The 15,695-nt window shown below is 67.3% G+C and carries 16 protein-coding genes; 8 read left to right on the plus strand and 8 right to left on the minus strand.

Features of this window, described 5'->3' with window-relative positions; genetic code table 11:
- The first annotated feature begins 20 nt into the window (after window positions 1–20).
- The 3 genes from nagB to ACX5I6_RS02385 are packed head-to-tail and all read left to right on the plus strand — an operon-like array spanning window position 21 to window position 2,785.
- On the plus strand, window positions 21–800 hold the full coding sequence (gene nagB / locus ACX5I6_RS02375; protein WP_461839333.1) for a glucosamine-6-phosphate deaminase: 780 nt from the start codon (window positions 21–23) through the stop codon (window positions 798–800).
- Window positions 785–1,582, plus strand: a complete 798-nt coding sequence (locus tag ACX5I6_RS02380; RefSeq protein ID WP_461839334.1) for a copper homeostasis protein CutC — start codon at window positions 785–787, stop codon at window positions 1,580–1,582. Before nagB ends, ACX5I6_RS02380 begins: the two co-directional genes overlap by 16 nt.
- 3 nt (window positions 1,583–1,585) lie before the next feature.
- On the plus strand, window positions 1,586–2,785 hold the full coding sequence (locus ACX5I6_RS02385) for an N-acetylglucosamine-6-phosphate deacetylase (RefSeq protein WP_461839335.1): 1,200 nt from the start codon (window positions 1,586–1,588) through the stop codon (window positions 2,783–2,785).
- A gap of 91 nt (window positions 2,786–2,876) precedes the next feature.
- Here ACX5I6_RS02385 and ACX5I6_RS02390 read toward each other — a convergent pair whose 3' ends face one another.
- The 6 genes from ACX5I6_RS02390 to ACX5I6_RS02415 form a co-directional block, all read right to left on the minus strand.
- The gene (locus tag ACX5I6_RS02390; RefSeq protein ID WP_461839336.1) at window positions 2,877–3,224 is read right to left on the minus strand and encodes a hypothetical protein; all 348 of its coding nucleotides are present in this window, start codon (window positions 3,222–3,224) and stop codon (window positions 2,877–2,879) included.
- A gap of 96 nt (window positions 3,225–3,320) precedes the next feature.
- Complete coding sequence (locus ACX5I6_RS02395; RefSeq protein ID WP_018760881.1) at window positions 3,321–3,698, minus strand: low affinity iron permease family protein; 378 nt, start codon at window positions 3,696–3,698, stop codon at window positions 3,321–3,323.
- A 113-nt stretch (window positions 3,699–3,811) separates the two neighbouring features.
- Window positions 3,812–4,639: an MBL fold metallo-hydrolase gene (locus tag ACX5I6_RS02400; protein WP_461839337.1), complete on the minus strand. Its 828-nt coding sequence runs from the start codon at window positions 4,637–4,639 to the stop codon at window positions 3,812–3,814.
- A 170-nt stretch (window positions 4,640–4,809) separates the two neighbouring features.
- On the minus strand, window positions 4,810–5,685 hold the full coding sequence (locus tag ACX5I6_RS02405) for a Rieske (2Fe-2S) protein (protein ID WP_461839338.1): 876 nt from the start codon (window positions 5,683–5,685) through the stop codon (window positions 4,810–4,812).
- A 117-nt stretch (window positions 5,686–5,802) separates the two neighbouring features.
- Window positions 5,803–6,099, minus strand: a complete 297-nt coding sequence (locus ACX5I6_RS02410) for a putative quinol monooxygenase (RefSeq protein WP_461839339.1) — start codon at window positions 6,097–6,099, stop codon at window positions 5,803–5,805.
- 109 nt (window positions 6,100–6,208) lie between these two features.
- A complete protein-coding gene (locus ACX5I6_RS02415; RefSeq protein WP_461839340.1) occupies window positions 6,209–7,678 on the minus strand; it encodes a cation:dicarboxylate symporter family transporter in 1,470 nt (489 codons plus the stop codon).
- A 256-nt stretch (window positions 7,679–7,934) separates the two neighbouring features.
- Between ACX5I6_RS02415 and ACX5I6_RS02420 the strand changes: the two genes are divergently transcribed.
- Complete coding sequence (locus ACX5I6_RS02420; RefSeq protein WP_461839341.1) at window positions 7,935–8,963, plus strand: hypothetical protein; 1,029 nt, start codon at window positions 7,935–7,937, stop codon at window positions 8,961–8,963.
- 12 nt (window positions 8,964–8,975) lie between these two features.
- Here the strand turns inward: ACX5I6_RS02420 and ACX5I6_RS02425 are convergent, their stop codons facing one another.
- Window positions 8,976–10,004: an Lrp/AsnC family transcriptional regulator gene (locus ACX5I6_RS02425; protein WP_461839342.1), complete on the minus strand. Its 1,029-nt coding sequence runs from the start codon at window positions 10,002–10,004 to the stop codon at window positions 8,976–8,978.
- A gap of 130 nt (window positions 10,005–10,134) precedes the next feature.
- Between ACX5I6_RS02425 and ACX5I6_RS02430 the strand changes: the two genes are divergently transcribed.
- Together ACX5I6_RS02430 and ACX5I6_RS02435 are read left to right on the plus strand one after the other, a co-directional pair.
- A complete protein-coding gene (locus ACX5I6_RS02430) occupies window positions 10,135–11,361 on the plus strand; it encodes a M20 metallopeptidase family protein (RefSeq protein WP_461839343.1) in 1,227 nt (408 codons plus the stop codon).
- Window positions 11,362–11,454: 93 nt separating this feature from the next.
- Entirely contained in the window at window positions 11,455–12,708 is a 1,254-nt protein-coding gene (locus ACX5I6_RS02435; protein WP_461839344.1) for an MFS transporter, read from the plus strand.
- Between the two features lie 115 nt (window positions 12,709–12,823).
- On the opposite strand, the gene ACX5I6_RS02440 is transcribed toward ACX5I6_RS02435, so the two are convergent.
- A complete protein-coding gene (locus ACX5I6_RS02440; RefSeq protein WP_461839345.1) occupies window positions 12,824–13,684 on the minus strand; it encodes a hypothetical protein in 861 nt (286 codons plus the stop codon).
- A gap of 192 nt (window positions 13,685–13,876) precedes the next feature.
- Between ACX5I6_RS02440 and ACX5I6_RS02445 the strand changes: the two genes are divergently transcribed.
- Both ACX5I6_RS02445 and ACX5I6_RS02450 read left to right on the plus strand, forming a co-directional pair.
- A complete protein-coding gene (locus tag ACX5I6_RS02445; protein ID WP_461839346.1) occupies window positions 13,877–14,677 on the plus strand; it encodes a hydroxypyruvate isomerase family protein in 801 nt (266 codons plus the stop codon).
- Window positions 14,678–14,727: 50 nt separating this feature from the next.
- Window positions 14,728–15,606, plus strand: coding sequence for a 2-hydroxy-3-oxopropionate reductase (locus tag ACX5I6_RS02450; protein WP_461839347.1), 879 nt, complete (start codon window positions 14,728–14,730; stop codon window positions 15,604–15,606).
- Window positions 15,607–15,695 lie beyond the last annotated feature (89 nt).

A 15,695-nucleotide genomic window follows, 5' to 3' on the forward strand; every position in this document is an offset into this window, starting at 1 on the left:
AGCCGAAAGCATCACACCGCATGGAAATCATCATTCTGCCCACCCCTGACGACGTGGCCCGCACGGCCGCGGATGCCATCGAGGAACAGGTCCGCCGCGGCCCGTCCGTCCTGGGACTGGCCACCGGATCCACACCCCTGGGGACTTACCGCGAACTCATCGACCGGCACCGGAATGGCGGGCTGAGCTTCGCTTCGGCCCAGGCCTTCCTGCTGGACGAGTACGTGGGGCTGCCAGCCGGTCATCCCCAGTCCTACCACTCGGTCATCCGGGATGAATTCACGGCAAGCGTGGACTTCGGCGCCGGCGCGGTCCACGGGTTGGACGGCATGGCCCGGGATCCGCAGGCGGAGGCCGCCGCCTACGAGGCCCGGATCGCCGCCGCCGGAGGGGTGGATATCCAGATCCTGGGCATCGGGACGGACGGCCATGTGGGCTTCAATGAGCCCATGTCCTCGCTGGCCTCCCGCACGCGGATCAAGACGCTCACCCGCCAGACCCGCCAGGACAATGCACGCTTCTTTGACGCCCCGGAGGACGTCCCCGACCATGTGCTGACCCAGGGCCTGGGCACCATCCGGGAGGCCCGGCACCTGCTGCTGCTGGCTATGGGCGAGGCCAAGGCAGAAGCCGTGGCGGCCGCCGTCGAAGGTCCCGTCGCGGCGGCCTGCCCGGCGTCGGCCCTCCAACTGCACCCGCACGTGTCGGTGCTGGTGGACGAGGCCGCGGCCTCACGGCTCGCCCACCGCGAGTATTACCAGGACACCTTCGACCGGAAGCCGGCATGGCAGGGACTCTGAGGTCCGGTCAGGTGCCCACGGCCGGGACCGGGGCGCAGCTGGAGTTGGCGGTGGAGAATGCCGGCGGCGTCCGGCTTGCCGCGGCCGTGGGCGCGGCCCGCGTTGAACTGTGCGGCGCCCTGGCGGAAACAGAGGGCATCACGCCGAGCATCGGCACCATCGGGCAGGCGTGCGGCCTGGGCCTTCCCGTCCATGTCCTGGTGCGTCCGCGGCCCGGCGACTTCACGTATACGCCGGAAGAGCTCGATGTCATTGAGCGCGATGCCACCGCGGCCCTGGCAGCCGGAGCCTCGGGCGTGGTGGTTGGCGTCTTGTCCCCCGATGGCGGCCCGGACGTCCCGGCGCTCCGCCGCATCGTGGCGGCAGCGCGGGCCGTCAAGCCGGATGCCGCCATAACATTCCACCGCGCGTTCGACGCAGCCCTGGCGGCCGGCATCGACCCTGCCGAGGCACTCTCCCGGCTGGAGCGCGCCGGAGTGGACCGCGTCCTCACCAGTGGGGGCGCCCCGACTGCGCCGCGGGGTTGGAGATGCTGGGCAGGCTTGTGCAGCAGGGACGCCGCAGTGCGCCCTCGGTCCAGGTCATGGCCGGCGGGGGCGTCACCCTGGGGCTGGTACCGTCGCTCCTTGAAGCCGGAGTCCATGCCGTGCACACCTCGGCGCGGCCGCGGCACGGCGGCGCTGCGGGCGGCGGAGACCGGTCCGGCGCCGCGGATCCCACACTGGCAGCACGCATTGCCGCTGCGGTGTCCACCGATGCTTTCAACGAACAAAGGACCTTGAATCATGGGCGATGATGTTGTTCTTCGCGGCCGCATAGTCACCGCCTCGCTGGATATTGCGGACGGAGTGGTGGCGGCCGACGGCGGCCTGGTCACCTTCGCCGCGCCGGCGCAGGGCTTCCCCGGGGTACTTCCGCCGGAAGCACCCGCGGGCCGGGTCCTGGTGCCCGGCCTCGTCGACGTACACTGCCACGGCGCCTATGGTTCGGATTTCTCGGAGGGCGATCCCGATGGCGCCGCCAGGGCGGCACGCTACCTGCACAGCCGTGGAACCACCACGCTGGTGGCGAGCCTGGTCACCGGAAGGCCCGGGGACCTGGTCCGTAACCTTGGAATGCTGCGGGAGCTGGCAGGCCAGGAGTTGGTTGCCGGCTCGCACCTGGAGGGTCCTTTCCTCTCGGGCCACCAGTGCGGTGCGCACGATCCCGGCCTGCTCCTGGAACCTGATCCGGACCTGGTGGCCCGCATGCTGGCCGCGGCGGGGCCAACCCTGGCATCGATGACCCTGGCGGCCGAACTGCCCGGCGCCCCCGAACTGGCCGCCCGGCTTGCGACCCAAGGGATCATTCCGTCCCTGGGCCACACCGCAGCGGACCATGCGACGGCGGCAGCTTTCCTGGAGCTCGCGGCGGAGGCTTTGGATTCGGCCGGCAACGCGACCGGGCGGAACCGCCCAACGGTGACCCACCTGTTCAATGCCATGCCGCCACTGCACCACCGCTCGCCCGGGCCGGTATCGGCGAGCCTCAGTGCGGCCAAGGCCGGGCAGGCGGTGGTGGAGCTGATTGCCGATGGCGTGCACCTTGCCCCGGAGACCGTGAAGTTGGTGTTTGACCTCGTGGGGCCGGAGAACATCACGCTGGTGACCGATTCGATGGCCGCCACCGGCCTGGAGGATGGACAGTACATGCTGGGCTCCCTCGCCGTGACGGTTGCCGGCGGCGTAGCCCGGGTTGACGCCACGGGTGCCATTGCCGGGGGTACCAGCACGTTGCTGGATGTCATCCGCTCCTGCGTGGCTGCCGGCGTTCCCTTGCGGGATGCCGTCACCTCCGCCTCCGCCGTCCCCGCATCATTGTTGGGTCTCTCGGCGCAGGCCGGAGACCTGCGCGCCGGGATGCAGGCCGACGTCGTGGTCCTTGACCACGACCTGAGCCTGGCGGCAGTGCTGCGCAGGGGCCAATGGGTCAGCGCACCCAGCTGAGCAATCGGGGCAGGCTCCGCGGGTGCTTAGGCCCGGTCCAGCATGGTCCCGGGCTCATCACCTGCGTTCATGGCAGATCTGGCCGGGCCGACTAGTCCTTGTCGAGTTCCTCAAGCAGGGACTTAGCCGCCGTGGCGATGTCGTCGTAGTTGTTTTGGGCGGCCCGGCTTTCGATGGCCAGCACGGCGCACCTGTGCAGCCGGCGGAAATCCCCGAAGGGAAAGCTGTACCTGCCCTTCGTTTCGGGGGTCTTGTCGCTGTCTTCGCCAAGGTGCCAGGTGGCGTATTCCGTGTAGCCATGCTTGTCTACGAACGCATTTTCCTGGTCAGCGTCCGGTGCATGTTCGCTCCAGTCGTCGCGGGCATCGTGCGCGATTCTGGAGTCCTTGATCAGCTTCCGGGCCAGACGCAGCGCGGCGTCGTTCAGCTTGATGGTCATGAGGGGACCTCCGCCCTATCGCAGTTCCGTTGGTGCGGTCAATTTCAGGCTATGCAGCCGCTGCCGGCTCGTCCAGCAACTACGCGAGGAACCCTGCTATCCGCCGTCTTCGGCGGCTTCCTCGATCCGTCGGCGCTGCCGCTCAATTTCTTTTTCGCCTTCCTCTTCGGCCTCGTACAGCTTCGCGTTGCTGATCTTGAGTTCGAGCATCAGCGCATCGAGTTTCACATGCAGGGCGGCGGTGTCCCTGTTTTGGGTGTTCTGGATGATGAACACCATCAGGAACGTCACGATGGTCGTACTGGTATTGATGACCAGCTGCCAGGTGTCTGAAAACCCCAGCAGCGGACCGGTCAAGGCCCACACGATGAGTACAGCCACGGCGAGGACGAATACCCAGGCGTGTCCGAGTATCTTGGCCGTCCTGGTGGTGAAACGCGTAAAGACGTCAGGCCGGTTCTTATCGCTCGTCATGATGGCCTCCGTTTGAGCATTTTGTTGTGGTTCCTGTGCTGACTGAGAACTTTAGGCCTGACAGCCCCGGAGGAGCCGCAGCCGCAAAGCGGCGACGCTTCGATCTCTGCGCATTAGACAGCCCCGGGTGCTCCCGCGGCGCGCCGCCGAAATGCGGTCCGCTGCCTTGGCTCCTTCGCGGCCAGGGCCCTCAACCGGGGAACGATCCCAAGAGCCAAGGGCTGCCCGTGCCCGGGTGCCAGCAGGCGGGGTCCCAGTCCAGCGAGCCGCGCAACGGAGTCCTTCGCCATGTCCATATTCCATGTGGTGTACCAAGGCGGCCCGGACAGGTCAGGCAATCCCAGCAGGATCCCGCCGAAGGAGTTCAGGTTCACCGTGACGACTGCGTCGCCGGTGAGGAGGACGCCGTCGCCTGCGCGCCAGTAGGCAACGTGTCCGGCGGTATGGCCCGGCGTGGGCACCGCCACCCACCCGGGCAGGCCCGGCGCTTCGCCACTGCGGGGAAGGGGCCGCACGAGGTCCGAAATGTCACCCGCGGCCTCAATCCTGCGACGCGCACGGGCCGGCAGCGACCACATCAGCGGGGCTGTGATCCACCGGTCCAGCGGCATGGACCGCGCTGGAACATATCTTCCGGCCGCCATGGGCAACTCGGCCTGGTGGGCGTACACCGGCACCTCCCACGCGCGGGCCAACGCGCCCGCGGCGCCGGAATGGTCCGGGTGGATGTGGGTCAGGAAGATCGCGTCAGGTTTCGCCCCCGGCCCGAGGACGCGCTCAACGGCAATGCGTGCTGGTCCCGCGCTGCCTCCCCAACCGCAGTCGACGAGCGCCCAGGCCGGCCCGGACCGGACAAGGTAGAAGTTCGAAGCCATCGGCCCGCTGCCGGAGGTCAGGAGCAGGAGGCCGGAAGCGATCTCCCGGGGTTCAGAAACACGCATCGTCCAGTCGCACCCCCGCGTGGCGAATCACCGAGCGCAGCTCCATGTTGACGCTGCGGCGTTGACTCGTGGTTCCACTCCGCCGGCACCCGCCATAAGCCAATTCTTTCGCCGTTCCGTATCGCGCAGTAGGGCCGAACGGCCTTGGCTCGCGGGCCGAGGCTGCCCGCTCAGTCAGCCCCTGGCAGGCACACCTCCACGAGGCCGCCGTTGGTGCGCGTTTCGAAGACCGGCTGGCGGGCAGTGGCAGGCCCGGCCTTGACCTCGCCGGTCCGCAGCGAAAAAGTGCTCCGGTGCCAGGGGCAGACGACGCACGGGTCCCCGCCGTCGTCCTTGACCTTGCCTTCATGAAGCGGTCCGGAAAGGTGGCTGCAAACGTCGGACAGGACGTTGACGGTGTCACCCTCGCGGTGGACCAGCAGCGGGATCCCGGCCACGTCGCGCTTGTGGAGGCCGCCTTCGGGGAGGTCAACCAGCGGCGCCAGGGGATGCCAGCCGGACGGGAAACGGTGCGGGATTTCCTCGCTGTGGTTCACCCCGGCGGCTTGCCGGTAGGTGAGGTGGCCACCCAGGAAGCCACCGGCGCTCACCGTGGCCAGCCCCAGGTACGCCAGAACCTTGCCGCTGCGTTGGCTGCCCCTTGCCCGCTGGACCAGCGAGGCAAGGTAGAGGCCGGTAGCCGTGACGTTGGCCGCCGCATGCACCAGCCCCACCCGTTGCTGCTGCGGGTGCAGCTGCGACCAATCGGTGAACCCCGCCAGGGCGGACGGAACCACGCTGGCCGCGCCGACTCCAATCAGGAGACCGGCGGCCTTCTCGCCTCCCGGAACGGCATCAAGCACGCCGGCCGAAAGCCAAGCGCCAATTGGCACCTGGACGGCGAGGGGATGGACCGGGTGGCCGACAGGGACGCCGTGCAGGACATCGCGGGCCCAACGGGCCGGGATGACCTTCTTTACGGCTTTCCGGACACTCTTGGCCAGGGGATCAAGCCAGTCGGCATCCTCGAGGCGGGTGACAAGTTCAAGCGCGGGCAGCGGTTTCATGTGTCCTCCTTACCCCGATTACCGTAGTCCACTCAGGCTGGACCGGTACCCGAAAGCCGAACCCAATTTCCGGCCCCGGGCTTCCGGGCACTGCGACGAGTGGCGCCACCGGCCCTACTACAGCGGCGAGCCCAATACCGTGAACCGGTGGCCGGCCATTTCCCCGGACAGCAGCGGCATGGCCTCGGCGATGGCTGCGCGCGTGCTGTCCAATTGCAGTGATGCCTGGTGCGCCTCCGCGGATTCCCAGAGTTCGGAGACGAACACCGTGTCCGGAACGTCGTCATTGATCCCCACCTCGTACAGCAGGCAGCCGGCTTCCCTCATCCCGGGCTTGGGCCGGAGCAGTATGGCCACCAGGGCATCGCGCTGGCCGGGCTTGGTTCCGAGCATTCCCACATTGGCAAAAGTCATAGGGACAGTGTGCAACACGGGCCGGACAACAGTCTCCGGGGACGGTCGGTCAGGCCGGGGCCGACAGCGCGGGTGCGGAAGGCAGCCCAGGAAAGCGGGGCGACAGGACCTACCGGCCTGCCGCCGGCGAAGCGGTTGCCGGCTGTGCAGAGACTGCGCCCGGGTGCGTGATCTCGGCGCCGGTTCCCGCCGCTTCCCCGTGCGGCAGCGTGGCAACGTGCGGCTGTCCGGCCACTGCCGTCGTCGTGCTTCCACCGGCGGATTCCGTCGCCGCGTCCCCACCGGCGAAAGCCCGGACCATGGCCTCGCGGTCGAACTGTCCTTCCCATTTGGCCACTACGAACGTGGCCACGCAGTTCCCCAGCAGGTTCACCACCACACGCATGGAGTCCATGAGGCGGTCGGCGCCGAGGAGGAGCGCTACGCCGGCTACCGGGAAGATGCCCAGCGCACCAGCGGTGGCGGACAGGGCGAGGAAGGCAGATCCGGGAACTCCAGCCATGCCCTTGGACGTCAGCATCAGGATGCCCAGGGCCGCGAGCTGCTGGCCCAGGTCAAGGTTGTAGCCAAAGGCCTGGGCCAGGAAGAGCAGGGAGATGGAGAGGTAGATGGCTGCGCCGTCGAGGTTGAACGAGTAGCCGGTGGGAACCACCAGGCCCGTGGTGGCGCGGGAGCAGCCCGCATTGGTCAGCTTTGTCATGATCCGCGGCAGGACGGACTCCGTGGATGCCGTGCCCAGGGCCAGCAGGAATTCCTCTCGGGTGTACTTGAGGAACTGCCACAACGGCACCCGGGGGTAGGCCCATGCCACCACGAAGAGGAGTCCGATGAACACCACTGCGGCGCCGTAGCAGGCGGCGATCAGCACCGCGTAGGTCCCGAGGGACTCGAGGCCGTACTGGCCGATGATGAAGGCCATGGCGCCGAACGCTCCCACCGGCGCGGCACGCATCACCCAGCCCATGATCTTGAAGAACAGTTCCAGCACGGTTTCCATCAGGGTGATTACAGGCAGGCAGCGTTCACGGCCGACGACGACGATCGCCGCGCCGAAGAAGACGGAGAAACAGAGGACCTGGAGGAGGTTGTTGCCAGCGAAGGCGCCAATAACGCTGGTGGGGATGATGCCGAGCAGGAAAGCACCGGCATCCTTGGGCGGAGCGGTGGAGGTTTTGGCGTTGAGTGCGTCCTGGGACAGGGTGGCGGGATCGATGTTGAGGCCGGCGCCGGGCTGGACCAGGTTGGCGACGACGAGCCCGAAGACCAGGGCGAACAGGGTAGCGCCGGTGAAGTAGGCCAGGGCTTTGACGCCCACCCGGCCCACGGCCTTGACGTCGCTGACCGCGGCGATCCCGCTGACGATCACCAGGAAGATCAGCGGCGCAATGATCATCTTGATCAGCTGGATGAAGCCGTCGCCGAGCGGGCGGAGTCCTGCGCCGAGGTCCGGCCAGAAGTGGCCGATGAGGACGCCCGCCACCACCGCCACGAGGATCTGGACGAAAAGGGACCTGTACAACGGTTTCCTGCGTGCATCCTGGGCCGGCGGCCGCGTGGTGGCGGAGGCGGTGATCTTCATGCTGTGTGCCTGTTCGTTGGGAGGGACACCGTACGGGAGCGGCGTCTGCTTCGGATGGCGGCGCCGGAACGCCGCAGGGTCATCCCAAAACTAGGGAATCCATGTTTCCGGAAAGATAAATCCGTAATGCGGAAGTATTAAAGTATTTATTCCAAACGCCGTATTATTGCTGCGGCTATAGTCCATCCAGCCAAGGGCCGCAACGGCGAGCCAGCAGCCCCGGCGAACAAGCAACATCGGCGAACAAAGGGACCCCATGGAAGACCCCGCGCAGGACAAGACCGGCCCACTCCAGGACACCGGAACAGCCGTCTCGGACCCAGCTTCCCGGCGCCCCGGCCGGACCCACCTCACATCCGCGGGCCGGAATCCGGCCGCGGAAACCGGCACCGCCATCCTGCTCGGCATCGCTGCCGCCTTCGTGGGACTCGCCCCGTGGCTGGTCACGGGGGCCCGGCTCCCGCTGCAAAATCTGTGGGCCAGCGACGCCCTTCCGGCGGACATGCCCCTCACGTTCCTGCCGCTGAGCCAGTACCGGGGAACCACCATTGTGGCCTTGTTGACGGTCGGCGCAGCGGCTGCGGGCCTGGCCCTCCGCGTATGGAAACCGTGCCGCCGCGGCCTTGCCACGGCGGGCGCCCTGTTTGGTGTGCTATTGGTCCATATAGGTGCCACCGTCCAATCGTTCACCGCACTCAACGACGGATTGGCGCCCGGATCCAGTTCAGCCCTGTATTTCGCCGGCCTGCTGGGCGGCACCATCGCGGCCACAGCTGCCGGCGCCTTGGCGCTGCTGATGCTCGCAGCAAGGTCGCGCGCCGTGGCCGCGTTGGGCGTCGGCTTCATGGCGGTGCCCTTCGCTTCCTGGCTGGCCGCAGCCACCACCTTCATGGCGGGCGCGGACGCCGTCCCCGCCCCGATCAGCATGGCCTGGCGCTGGCTTCCGGCGGTCCTGGTTGGCCTGGCCCTGGCGTGTTGTGGATTCAGGCCGCTCGTCCGGCTCCTGGTGTGGGCAGCCGACGTGGCCCTGCTCTGGCTTGTTCCAGCGCTCTTCACCAGCGTGAACTACGTCCTCGGGACCCGCGTCTACCTTGGCGACTTCCAGGAGATGGCCGTGCTGTCGCGCCAGATCCTGGCGGCCACCCTCGGGCCGGCGGGCGGAGCAGGGCCCAGCATCCTCGTGGCCCTGGGCATCGGGACCGCGGGAGCAGTGTTCTTCAGCCTCCGGGACAGGAAGAATATGCGGCAGGCAAGCATCGAGGCCGGCGACGGCCGCACGGCGTAGCGCACCGCGGACTCACTCTGCTGCGCCCAGGCTCGCTTCATGCACCACGGCGCCGGTCGCCGTCGTATCTTCCCTCAGCATCCAGCCCACCCGCTTGACTGTCCGCAGCATCACTGCACTTTCGACGATCTCGATGCCGGGCACCTTCTGCTGCAACGCCAACTCGGCAGACATGATGTCGGCGAGCGAATGCAGCCACATGATGATCACGAAGTTGGTGGGTCCGGTGGTTGAGGCACTCAGCCTGACATTGCTGATAGCCCGTATTTCCGCCGCCGCGGCCTCATGCCCGCCTGCCGGTACGTTGACAAACCATTGGCACGTCACCGGAAACGACGAATAGCGCTGGGCGATTTCGCAGCGGAAGGACAGGATGCCGCTGGCCAGCACCCGGTTCAGCTGGCGTTGCGTCGTGGCCGGGTGGCGGCCCAGCGCGCGCGCAATGTCCGCGGCGGTGGCACGGCCGTCCCGCGCCAGGAACGGCAGGAGGTCGAGGTGGCTCTCAGCCAGCCGGCCCGCGGCCGGCCCCGGTTCGGTCCCGGGCTGGCTGCCGAGCGCCCGGAGCGCAGCCAGCTGGGACCGGCTCAGGACGTTCAGCCGCCAGTCGTCCCCGCTGCTGTGCAGCCGCGTGCAAAGGGCCACCTGGTACTTGGTCAGGCCCTCGATGGCCTTGAGCCTGGAGACGATCTTGTCGCTGAATTCCTCCAGCGAGCGGGTGATGACGGTGAGCATCAGGTCCCGGTTGCTGGCCGCCTCTTCCACGGTGACGATCTCCGGAATGGCTGCCAGCTGGGCCGTGACGCTTTCACGCCGGGTCATCTCGCAATCCACCGCAACGTAGGCCAGGAGCATCTGCTTCGGATCCCCGGCCAGGTGGGCAGTAACCCACGATGCGCCGCTTGAGGTCAGCCGCTCCCAGCGGGCGGCCAACGTGGTGGGATGTACGCCGAGGACCTTGGCAGCATCCGCCCAGCCCAGCCGCGGGGCGGCCTGCAGGACCTGGATCAGGGCAAGATCGTCCTCGCTCAGCTCTTCTGACATGGCCCTCCCAATGCGCGAATCCTGTCCCAATGCGCAGTTTCAAGCATAATTCCAGCGGTTTTGCTGAGTGTGAACCACGCCACTCCAGAATAGTCTCCAAGCCCGAATGCCAATTGCCAAGGAGTGCCACGTGCCCACGACCGTCGACGCCAAGGACCTGCAGGAAGACCTCATCCGCCTGCGCCACGACCTTCACCGCCAACCGGAAATCGGGCTCCAACTCCCCCGCACCCAGGAGAAGGTCCTCCAGGCACTGGACGGACTCCCCTTTGAGATCACGCTGGGCAAGGACACGACGTCGGTCACCGCAGTCCTGCGCGGAGGGCACCCCGGAGGCGAGGCCGCCGGTCCCCGTCCCGCAGTCCTGCTGCGCGCCGACATGGACGGGCTGCCCGTGCAGGAGAAGACCGGCGTCGACTTTACGTCGCAGGCGGACGGGGCCATGCACGCCTGCGGCCACGACCTGCACACTTCCATGCTCGTGGGAGCCGCCACGCTCCTGGCCGACAAGAAGCACCTGCTCGGCGGCGACGTCGTCCTCATGTTCCAGCCAGGCGAGGAAGGGTTCGACGGCGCAAGCTACATGATCCGCGAAGGTGTCCTGGACGCCGCCGGAACCCGCGTCCAGTCAGCCTACGGAATGCACGTGTTCTCCTCGCTGGAGCCGCACGGCACCTTCTGCACCAAGCCCGGCGTCATGCTCAGCGCCTCAGACGGGCTGGAAGTCACGGTGCTCGGCGCAGGCGGCCACGGTTCCGCGCCGCATTCGGCGAAGGACCCGGTCACCGTTGCCGCGGAGATGGTGACCGCCCTGCAGGTGATGGTCACCCGGCAGTTCAACATGTTCGATCCCGTGGTCCTGTCAGTGGGCGTGCTCCACGCCGGCACCAAACGGAACGTCATCCCCGAATCCGCCCGCATCGAGGCCACCATCCGGACCTTTTCCGAGGCGTCACGCCACAAGATGATGGACGCCGTCCCGCGCCTGCTGAAAGGGATCGCCGCAGCGCACGGGGTGGAAGTGGCCGTCGACTACCTGCAGGAATACCCCCTCACCATCACCAGCGAGGACGAAACACACACGGCCGAAAAGGTGATCACCGAACTGTTCGGCGAGCGCCGGCTCTCACGCTGGGCAACCCCGCTCAGCGGCTCCGAGGATTTCTCCAGGGTGCTGGCCGAGGTGCCCGGCACCTTCGTAGGCCTCAGCGCCGTGGCCCCCGGCGGCGATCCGGCCACCTCACCGTTCAACCACTCACCGTACGCAACGTTCGACGACGGCGTGCTGGCTGACGGGGCCGCGCTGTACGCGGAACTCGCCATGTCGCGGCTGGGCGCCCTCGCCCCGGCCTCCTAGCCTCCGGAACCAGCGCAACCTCCTCTCCCCCAGACCCAACCGACCAGGAAGAACACCATGTCCGTCGCAGTAAGCAAGCCCCAGACTGGACGCATGTCCACCGCGAAAACCATCGTCGGCACCGGCATCGGAAACGCCGTTGAGTGGTACGACTGGGCAATCTATGCCACGTTCACCCCCTTCATCGCCAGCCAGCTCTTCAGCAAGGAAGACCCGGCATCGGCCGTGTTGTCCACCCTGGCGATCTTCGCCGTCGGATTCGTGGCCCGGCCGTTCGGCGGGTTCCTGTTCGGCTGGATCGGCGACCGGGTGGGCAGGAAGACTTCCATGACGCTCGCCGTGGGCCTCGCTTCGCTGGGCAGCCTGATGATCGGTGTTGCGCCAACCTTCGCCAGCGTGGGCGCGTTCGCGTCACTCATGCTCCTGGTGGCCCGGCTGGTCCAGGGCTTGGCGCACGGCGGGGAGTTGCCATCGTCGCAGACGTACCTGTCCGAAATGGCACCCAAGGAGTACCGCGGATTCTGGGCCACGCTGATCTACACGTCCGGAACCGTGGGGATCCTGTTCGGCACCCTCCTGGGGGCTGTCCTGAACATGGCGCTGACCACGGAGGCTATGAACGCCTGGGGCTGGCGGGTCCCGTTCCTGATCGGCGCGGCCATGGGCCTGTACGCCTTGATCATGCGGTCACGGCTGCATGAAACCGAAGCGTTCGAGGGTGAAGCAACCACGGCCAAGCGTGCGGCGATCTGGCCGCAGATTGTCCGCTACCGCAAGCAGGCGCTGCAGGTGATCGGCCTTACCGTTGGCCTCACGGTGATCTACTACATCTGGGGTGTGGTGGCGCCAAGCTACGCCACCACGGCGCTGAAGATCGACCGCGGCGAGGCACTTTGGGCAGGCGTGGTCGCCAACATCGTCTTCATCGCTGCGCTGCCGGTCTGGGGCAAGCTCTCAGACCGGATCGGCCGCAAGAAAGTCCTCTGGGCCGGCGCCATCGGCTCGGCCGTGCTGCACTTCCCCATGACCTGGCTGTTGAAGGACTCCGCCTGGCAGCTGGCGGTGAGCATGTCGGTGATGTTGATTTTCGTGGCGGCGAGCGCAGCAATCGTCCCGGCGGTCTACGCAGAGCTGTTCCCGACGTCGATCCGCACCGTGGGGGTGGGCGTCCCCTACTCCATCTGCGTGGCGGTCTTCGGCGGCACGGCCCCCTACCTGCAGCAGTGGTTGGGGTCCTCGCTGGGCGCACCGCAGGTGTTCAACGTCTATGCGGTGCTCCTGCTGGTGATCAGTGCGGCCTTCGTGTTCACCATCCCCGAAACCAAAGGCAAGGACCTGACGCACTAGCTTGCCCCTCCGCAGAAGGTCCCCGGCGCGAATTCTGGCGCCGGGGACTTTTGGCTGTGCAGGGAGCGCCCTGCCCTTGAAGCACCTGGCGGCCCCTCCCTGGCTTCACACTCCGTCAGGCAGCCGCCGGCAACACGAGGAGGTACCCGGCCGGCAGTCCGCTGCTCCAGCGCCGCGGCTCGCGGATCACGAACTGCGTCGCCAGCTGCTCGGGGCTGAGCAGGCTGTTGGGCGCCGGCGATGGCCCCCACTGCGTACTGCCGTAGGGATACAGGGGATCCAGGACGTGAATGCCCGTCACGGAGAAGTCGGGGAATTGCCGGGGATCGCCCAGCGACTCGAACCCGCTCATGACCCAAGCATGGCGGCCGCTCCACATGACCAACCCCACCGGCCTTCCCGTCTCGGCCATGGCGCGCGAGGCCGTGCGGAGCGCCTCGCCATAGTCCGGGATGCTGACCACCCGATAGGGACCCATTCCCGATTCGGTCAGCACTTGCGCCCAGCCATAGGGGTTGGCGCCATTGAACGAGTCGGACGAGCGGGCGCGGGCCATCTCCCACAAATCGCTTTGCTGCGCCCTGTCAGCCCAGCCGCTTCCCCCGGTGTCGTCGATGAGGTTATGGGCCATCTGGATGCTCGCGGCAACACACCAGTCGAAGGTGTACTGGGGAACGAAGTCACCTTCCCGGTACAGGTTCAGGGCGAAGGGCTGCGGAGCCGGTGCAGGCGGAGCCGAGGGCGCCTCCGCAGCTGGCGAAAAACCAGGGGCCGATGCCGTCGTTGGCGCAGGCGGCAGAGTCGGGGCGCCCCCAGCTTCGGCCACCACCGGACCGGCAGGCGCCGTTCCGGATGGCGCAGCCGTTGACACAGGTGCGGTGGCCGCCTCCGGAAGGCCCGTCGTCGGTGTGCAGGCCGTAAGGAATCCGGCCAGGGCGACCACCCAAGCCAGAACGCGCAGGCGGGCACCGGTCATGATCGATTGGCTCCATTCCTGACGAGCGGGCTTAGCTCCTTCCAGTGTCCTGCCCCCGGCGCCCCCTTGACTAGCCCACCCTGCGATCCCTACACTTTTCATAAAGCAGAATCTAAATTCCACAAAGCGGAAACGGTGAAGGCCGGGAAGCAAGGGAAGATAGATCAAAGCCCCTCCTCGGAAGGACCTACGATGACGTACACAGTGAACTGCTCCATCCTCCTCACGGAGCTGCCCCTGCTCGAGCGCCCGGCGGCCGCCAAGGCAGCCGGCTTCGACGCCGTCGAATTCTGGTGGCCCTTCGAAACCTCCGTCCCGGCCGACAGCGAGATCACGAAGTTCGAGAACGCCATCACGGATGCCGGCGTCCAGCTCACCGGCCTGAACTTCAACGCCGGCAACATGCCCGCCGGTGACCGCGGCCTGGTTTCCTGGAAGGGACGCTGCTCCGAGTTCAAGGACAACATCGACGTCGTCACCGGCATCGGCGAGCGACTGGGCTGCAAGGCCTTCAACGCCCTCTACGGCAACCGGCAGGACGGCTTCACCCCCGAAGAGCAGGACGAGCTGGCCGTCAAGAACCTGGCGGCAGCAGCCGAAGGCGTTGCCCGCATCGGTGGCACCGTCCTCCTCGAACCGGTCAGCGGCGCACCCAAATACCCGCTCCTCACCGCCAACGACGCACTCGACGTCATCACCCGAGTCAAGGAGGAGGCCGGCGTCGGGAACATCAAGCTCCTCGCCGACTTCTACCACCTGGCCGTCAACGGCGACGACGTCGAATCCGTCATCGAAAACCACGCCAAGGACTTCGGCCACATCCAGATCGCCGACAACCCCGGACGCGGCGCACCCGGCACCGGGACCCTCCCGCTCGGAGAATGGATCGCCCGCAGCCGCGAACTCGGGTACCAGGGGTACATCGGCCTCGAATATAAGGAACCGCAGGAAACCGCCTTCAGCTGGGCCATCCGCGAACACGCCGTCCGGTAACCACCGCCGCACAAACGCAAGATCCTCAAGACTTCAGAAAGAGAACCATCATGAGCAACGTCGCAGTCATCGGACTCGGAATCATGGGCCTGCCCATGGCCATCAACCTGGTCAAGGCCGGCCACTCCGTCACCGGTTTCAACCGCAGCCAGGACAAGATCGAGAAGCTTGTCTCCGAAGGCGGCCAGGGCGCGTCGAGCATCGCGGACGCGGTCAAGGATGCCGACGTCGTCATCACCATGGTGCCGGACTCCCCCGACGTTGAAGGTGTGGTCAGCGGCAAGGACGGCGTCTTCGCCAACGCCAAGCAGGGCGCCCTGTGGATCGACGCCTCCAGCATCCGCCCCGACGTCGCCGTCCGCCTCGCCGCAGACGCCAAGGAAGCCGGCATCCGCCCCCTCGACGCCCCGGTCTCCGGCGGCGAACAGGGCGCCATCGACGCCGTCCTCTCCATCATGGTGGGCGGCGACAAGGCAGACTTCGACGACGCCCAGGACGTCCTGAACGCCGTCGGCAAGACCATCGTGCACGTGGGCCCCTCCGGCTCCGGCCAGACCGTCAAGGCAGCCAACCAGCTGATCGTCGCGGTCAACATCGAAGTCCTCGGCGAAGCCATCGCCTTCCTCGAGGCCTACGGCGTGGACACCGACGCCGCCCTCAAAGTCCTCGGCGGCGGCCTGGCCGGCTCCAAGGTCCTGGAGCAGAAGGGCCAGAAGATGCTGGACCGCAACTTCGACCCCGGCTTCCGCCTTGCCCTGCACCACAAGGACCTGGGCATCGTCACCTCCGCCGCCCGCGAAGCCAACGTGGCCATCCCGCTCGGCGCCATCGCCGCCCAGCTCGTCGCCGCCACCGTCAACCAGGGCGACGGCGCACTGGACCACTCCGGACTCTTCAAGCAGGTCCTCCAGCTCAGCGGCAGGAAGTAACCACTCCCCCGCGCAGCCGGGACAAAAAAGCGCGGGAACAAGCACCGAAGCAGGGAGCCCGCCGTCGTGGATTACGACGGCGGTCCCAC

The sequence above is a fragment of the Arthrobacter sp. MMS24-T111 genome (assembly GCF_054888995.1).

Bases quoted from the DNA above. Each gene is read 5' to 3' on its own strand.
- ACX5I6_RS02415 (WP_461839340.1), bottom strand. From the start codon at position 7,678: ATGAAGATCACCGCCTCCGCCACCACGCGGCCGCCGGCCCAGGATGCA.
- ACX5I6_RS02425 (WP_461839342.1), bottom strand. From the start codon at position 10,004: ATGTCAGAAGAGCTGAGCGAGGACGATCTTGCCCTGATCCAGGTCCTG.
- ACX5I6_RS02395 (WP_018760881.1), bottom strand. From the start codon at position 3,698: ATGACGAGCGATAAGAACCGGCCTGACGTCTTTACGCGTTTCACCACC.
- nagB (WP_461839333.1), top strand. From the start codon at position 21: ATGGAAATCATCATTCTGCCCACCCCTGACGACGTGGCCCGCACGGCC.
- ACX5I6_RS02420 (WP_461839341.1), top strand. From the start codon at position 7,935: ATGGAAGACCCCGCGCAGGACAAGACCGGCCCACTCCAGGACACCGGA.
- ACX5I6_RS02380 (WP_461839334.1), top strand. From the start codon at position 785: ATGGCAGGGACTCTGAGGTCCGGTCAGGTGCCCACGGCCGGGACCGGG.
- ACX5I6_RS02435 (WP_461839344.1), top strand. From the start codon at position 11,455: ATGTCCACCGCGAAAACCATCGTCGGCACCGGCATCGGAAACGCCGTT.
- ACX5I6_RS02405 (WP_461839338.1), bottom strand. From the start codon at position 5,685: ATGAAACCGCTGCCCGCGCTTGAACTTGTCACCCGCCTCGAGGATGCC.
- ACX5I6_RS02410 (WP_461839339.1), bottom strand. From the start codon at position 6,099: ATGACTTTTGCCAATGTGGGAATGCTCGGAACCAAGCCCGGCCAGCGC.
- ACX5I6_RS02440 (WP_461839345.1), bottom strand. From the start codon at position 13,684: ATGACCGGTGCCCGCCTGCGCGTTCTGGCTTGGGTGGTCGCCCTGGCC.
- ACX5I6_RS02385 (WP_461839335.1), top strand. From the start codon at position 1,586: ATGGGCGATGATGTTGTTCTTCGCGGCCGCATAGTCACCGCCTCGCTG.
- ACX5I6_RS02445 (WP_461839346.1), top strand. From the start codon at position 13,877: ATGACGTACACAGTGAACTGCTCCATCCTCCTCACGGAGCTGCCCCTG.
- ACX5I6_RS02450 (WP_461839347.1), top strand. From the start codon at position 14,728: ATGAGCAACGTCGCAGTCATCGGACTCGGAATCATGGGCCTGCCCATG.
- ACX5I6_RS02390 (WP_461839336.1), bottom strand. From the start codon at position 3,224: ATGACCATCAAGCTGAACGACGCCGCGCTGCGTCTGGCCCGGAAGCTG.
- ACX5I6_RS02400 (WP_461839337.1), bottom strand. From the start codon at position 4,639: ATGCGTGTTTCTGAACCCCGGGAGATCGCTTCCGGCCTCCTGCTCCTG.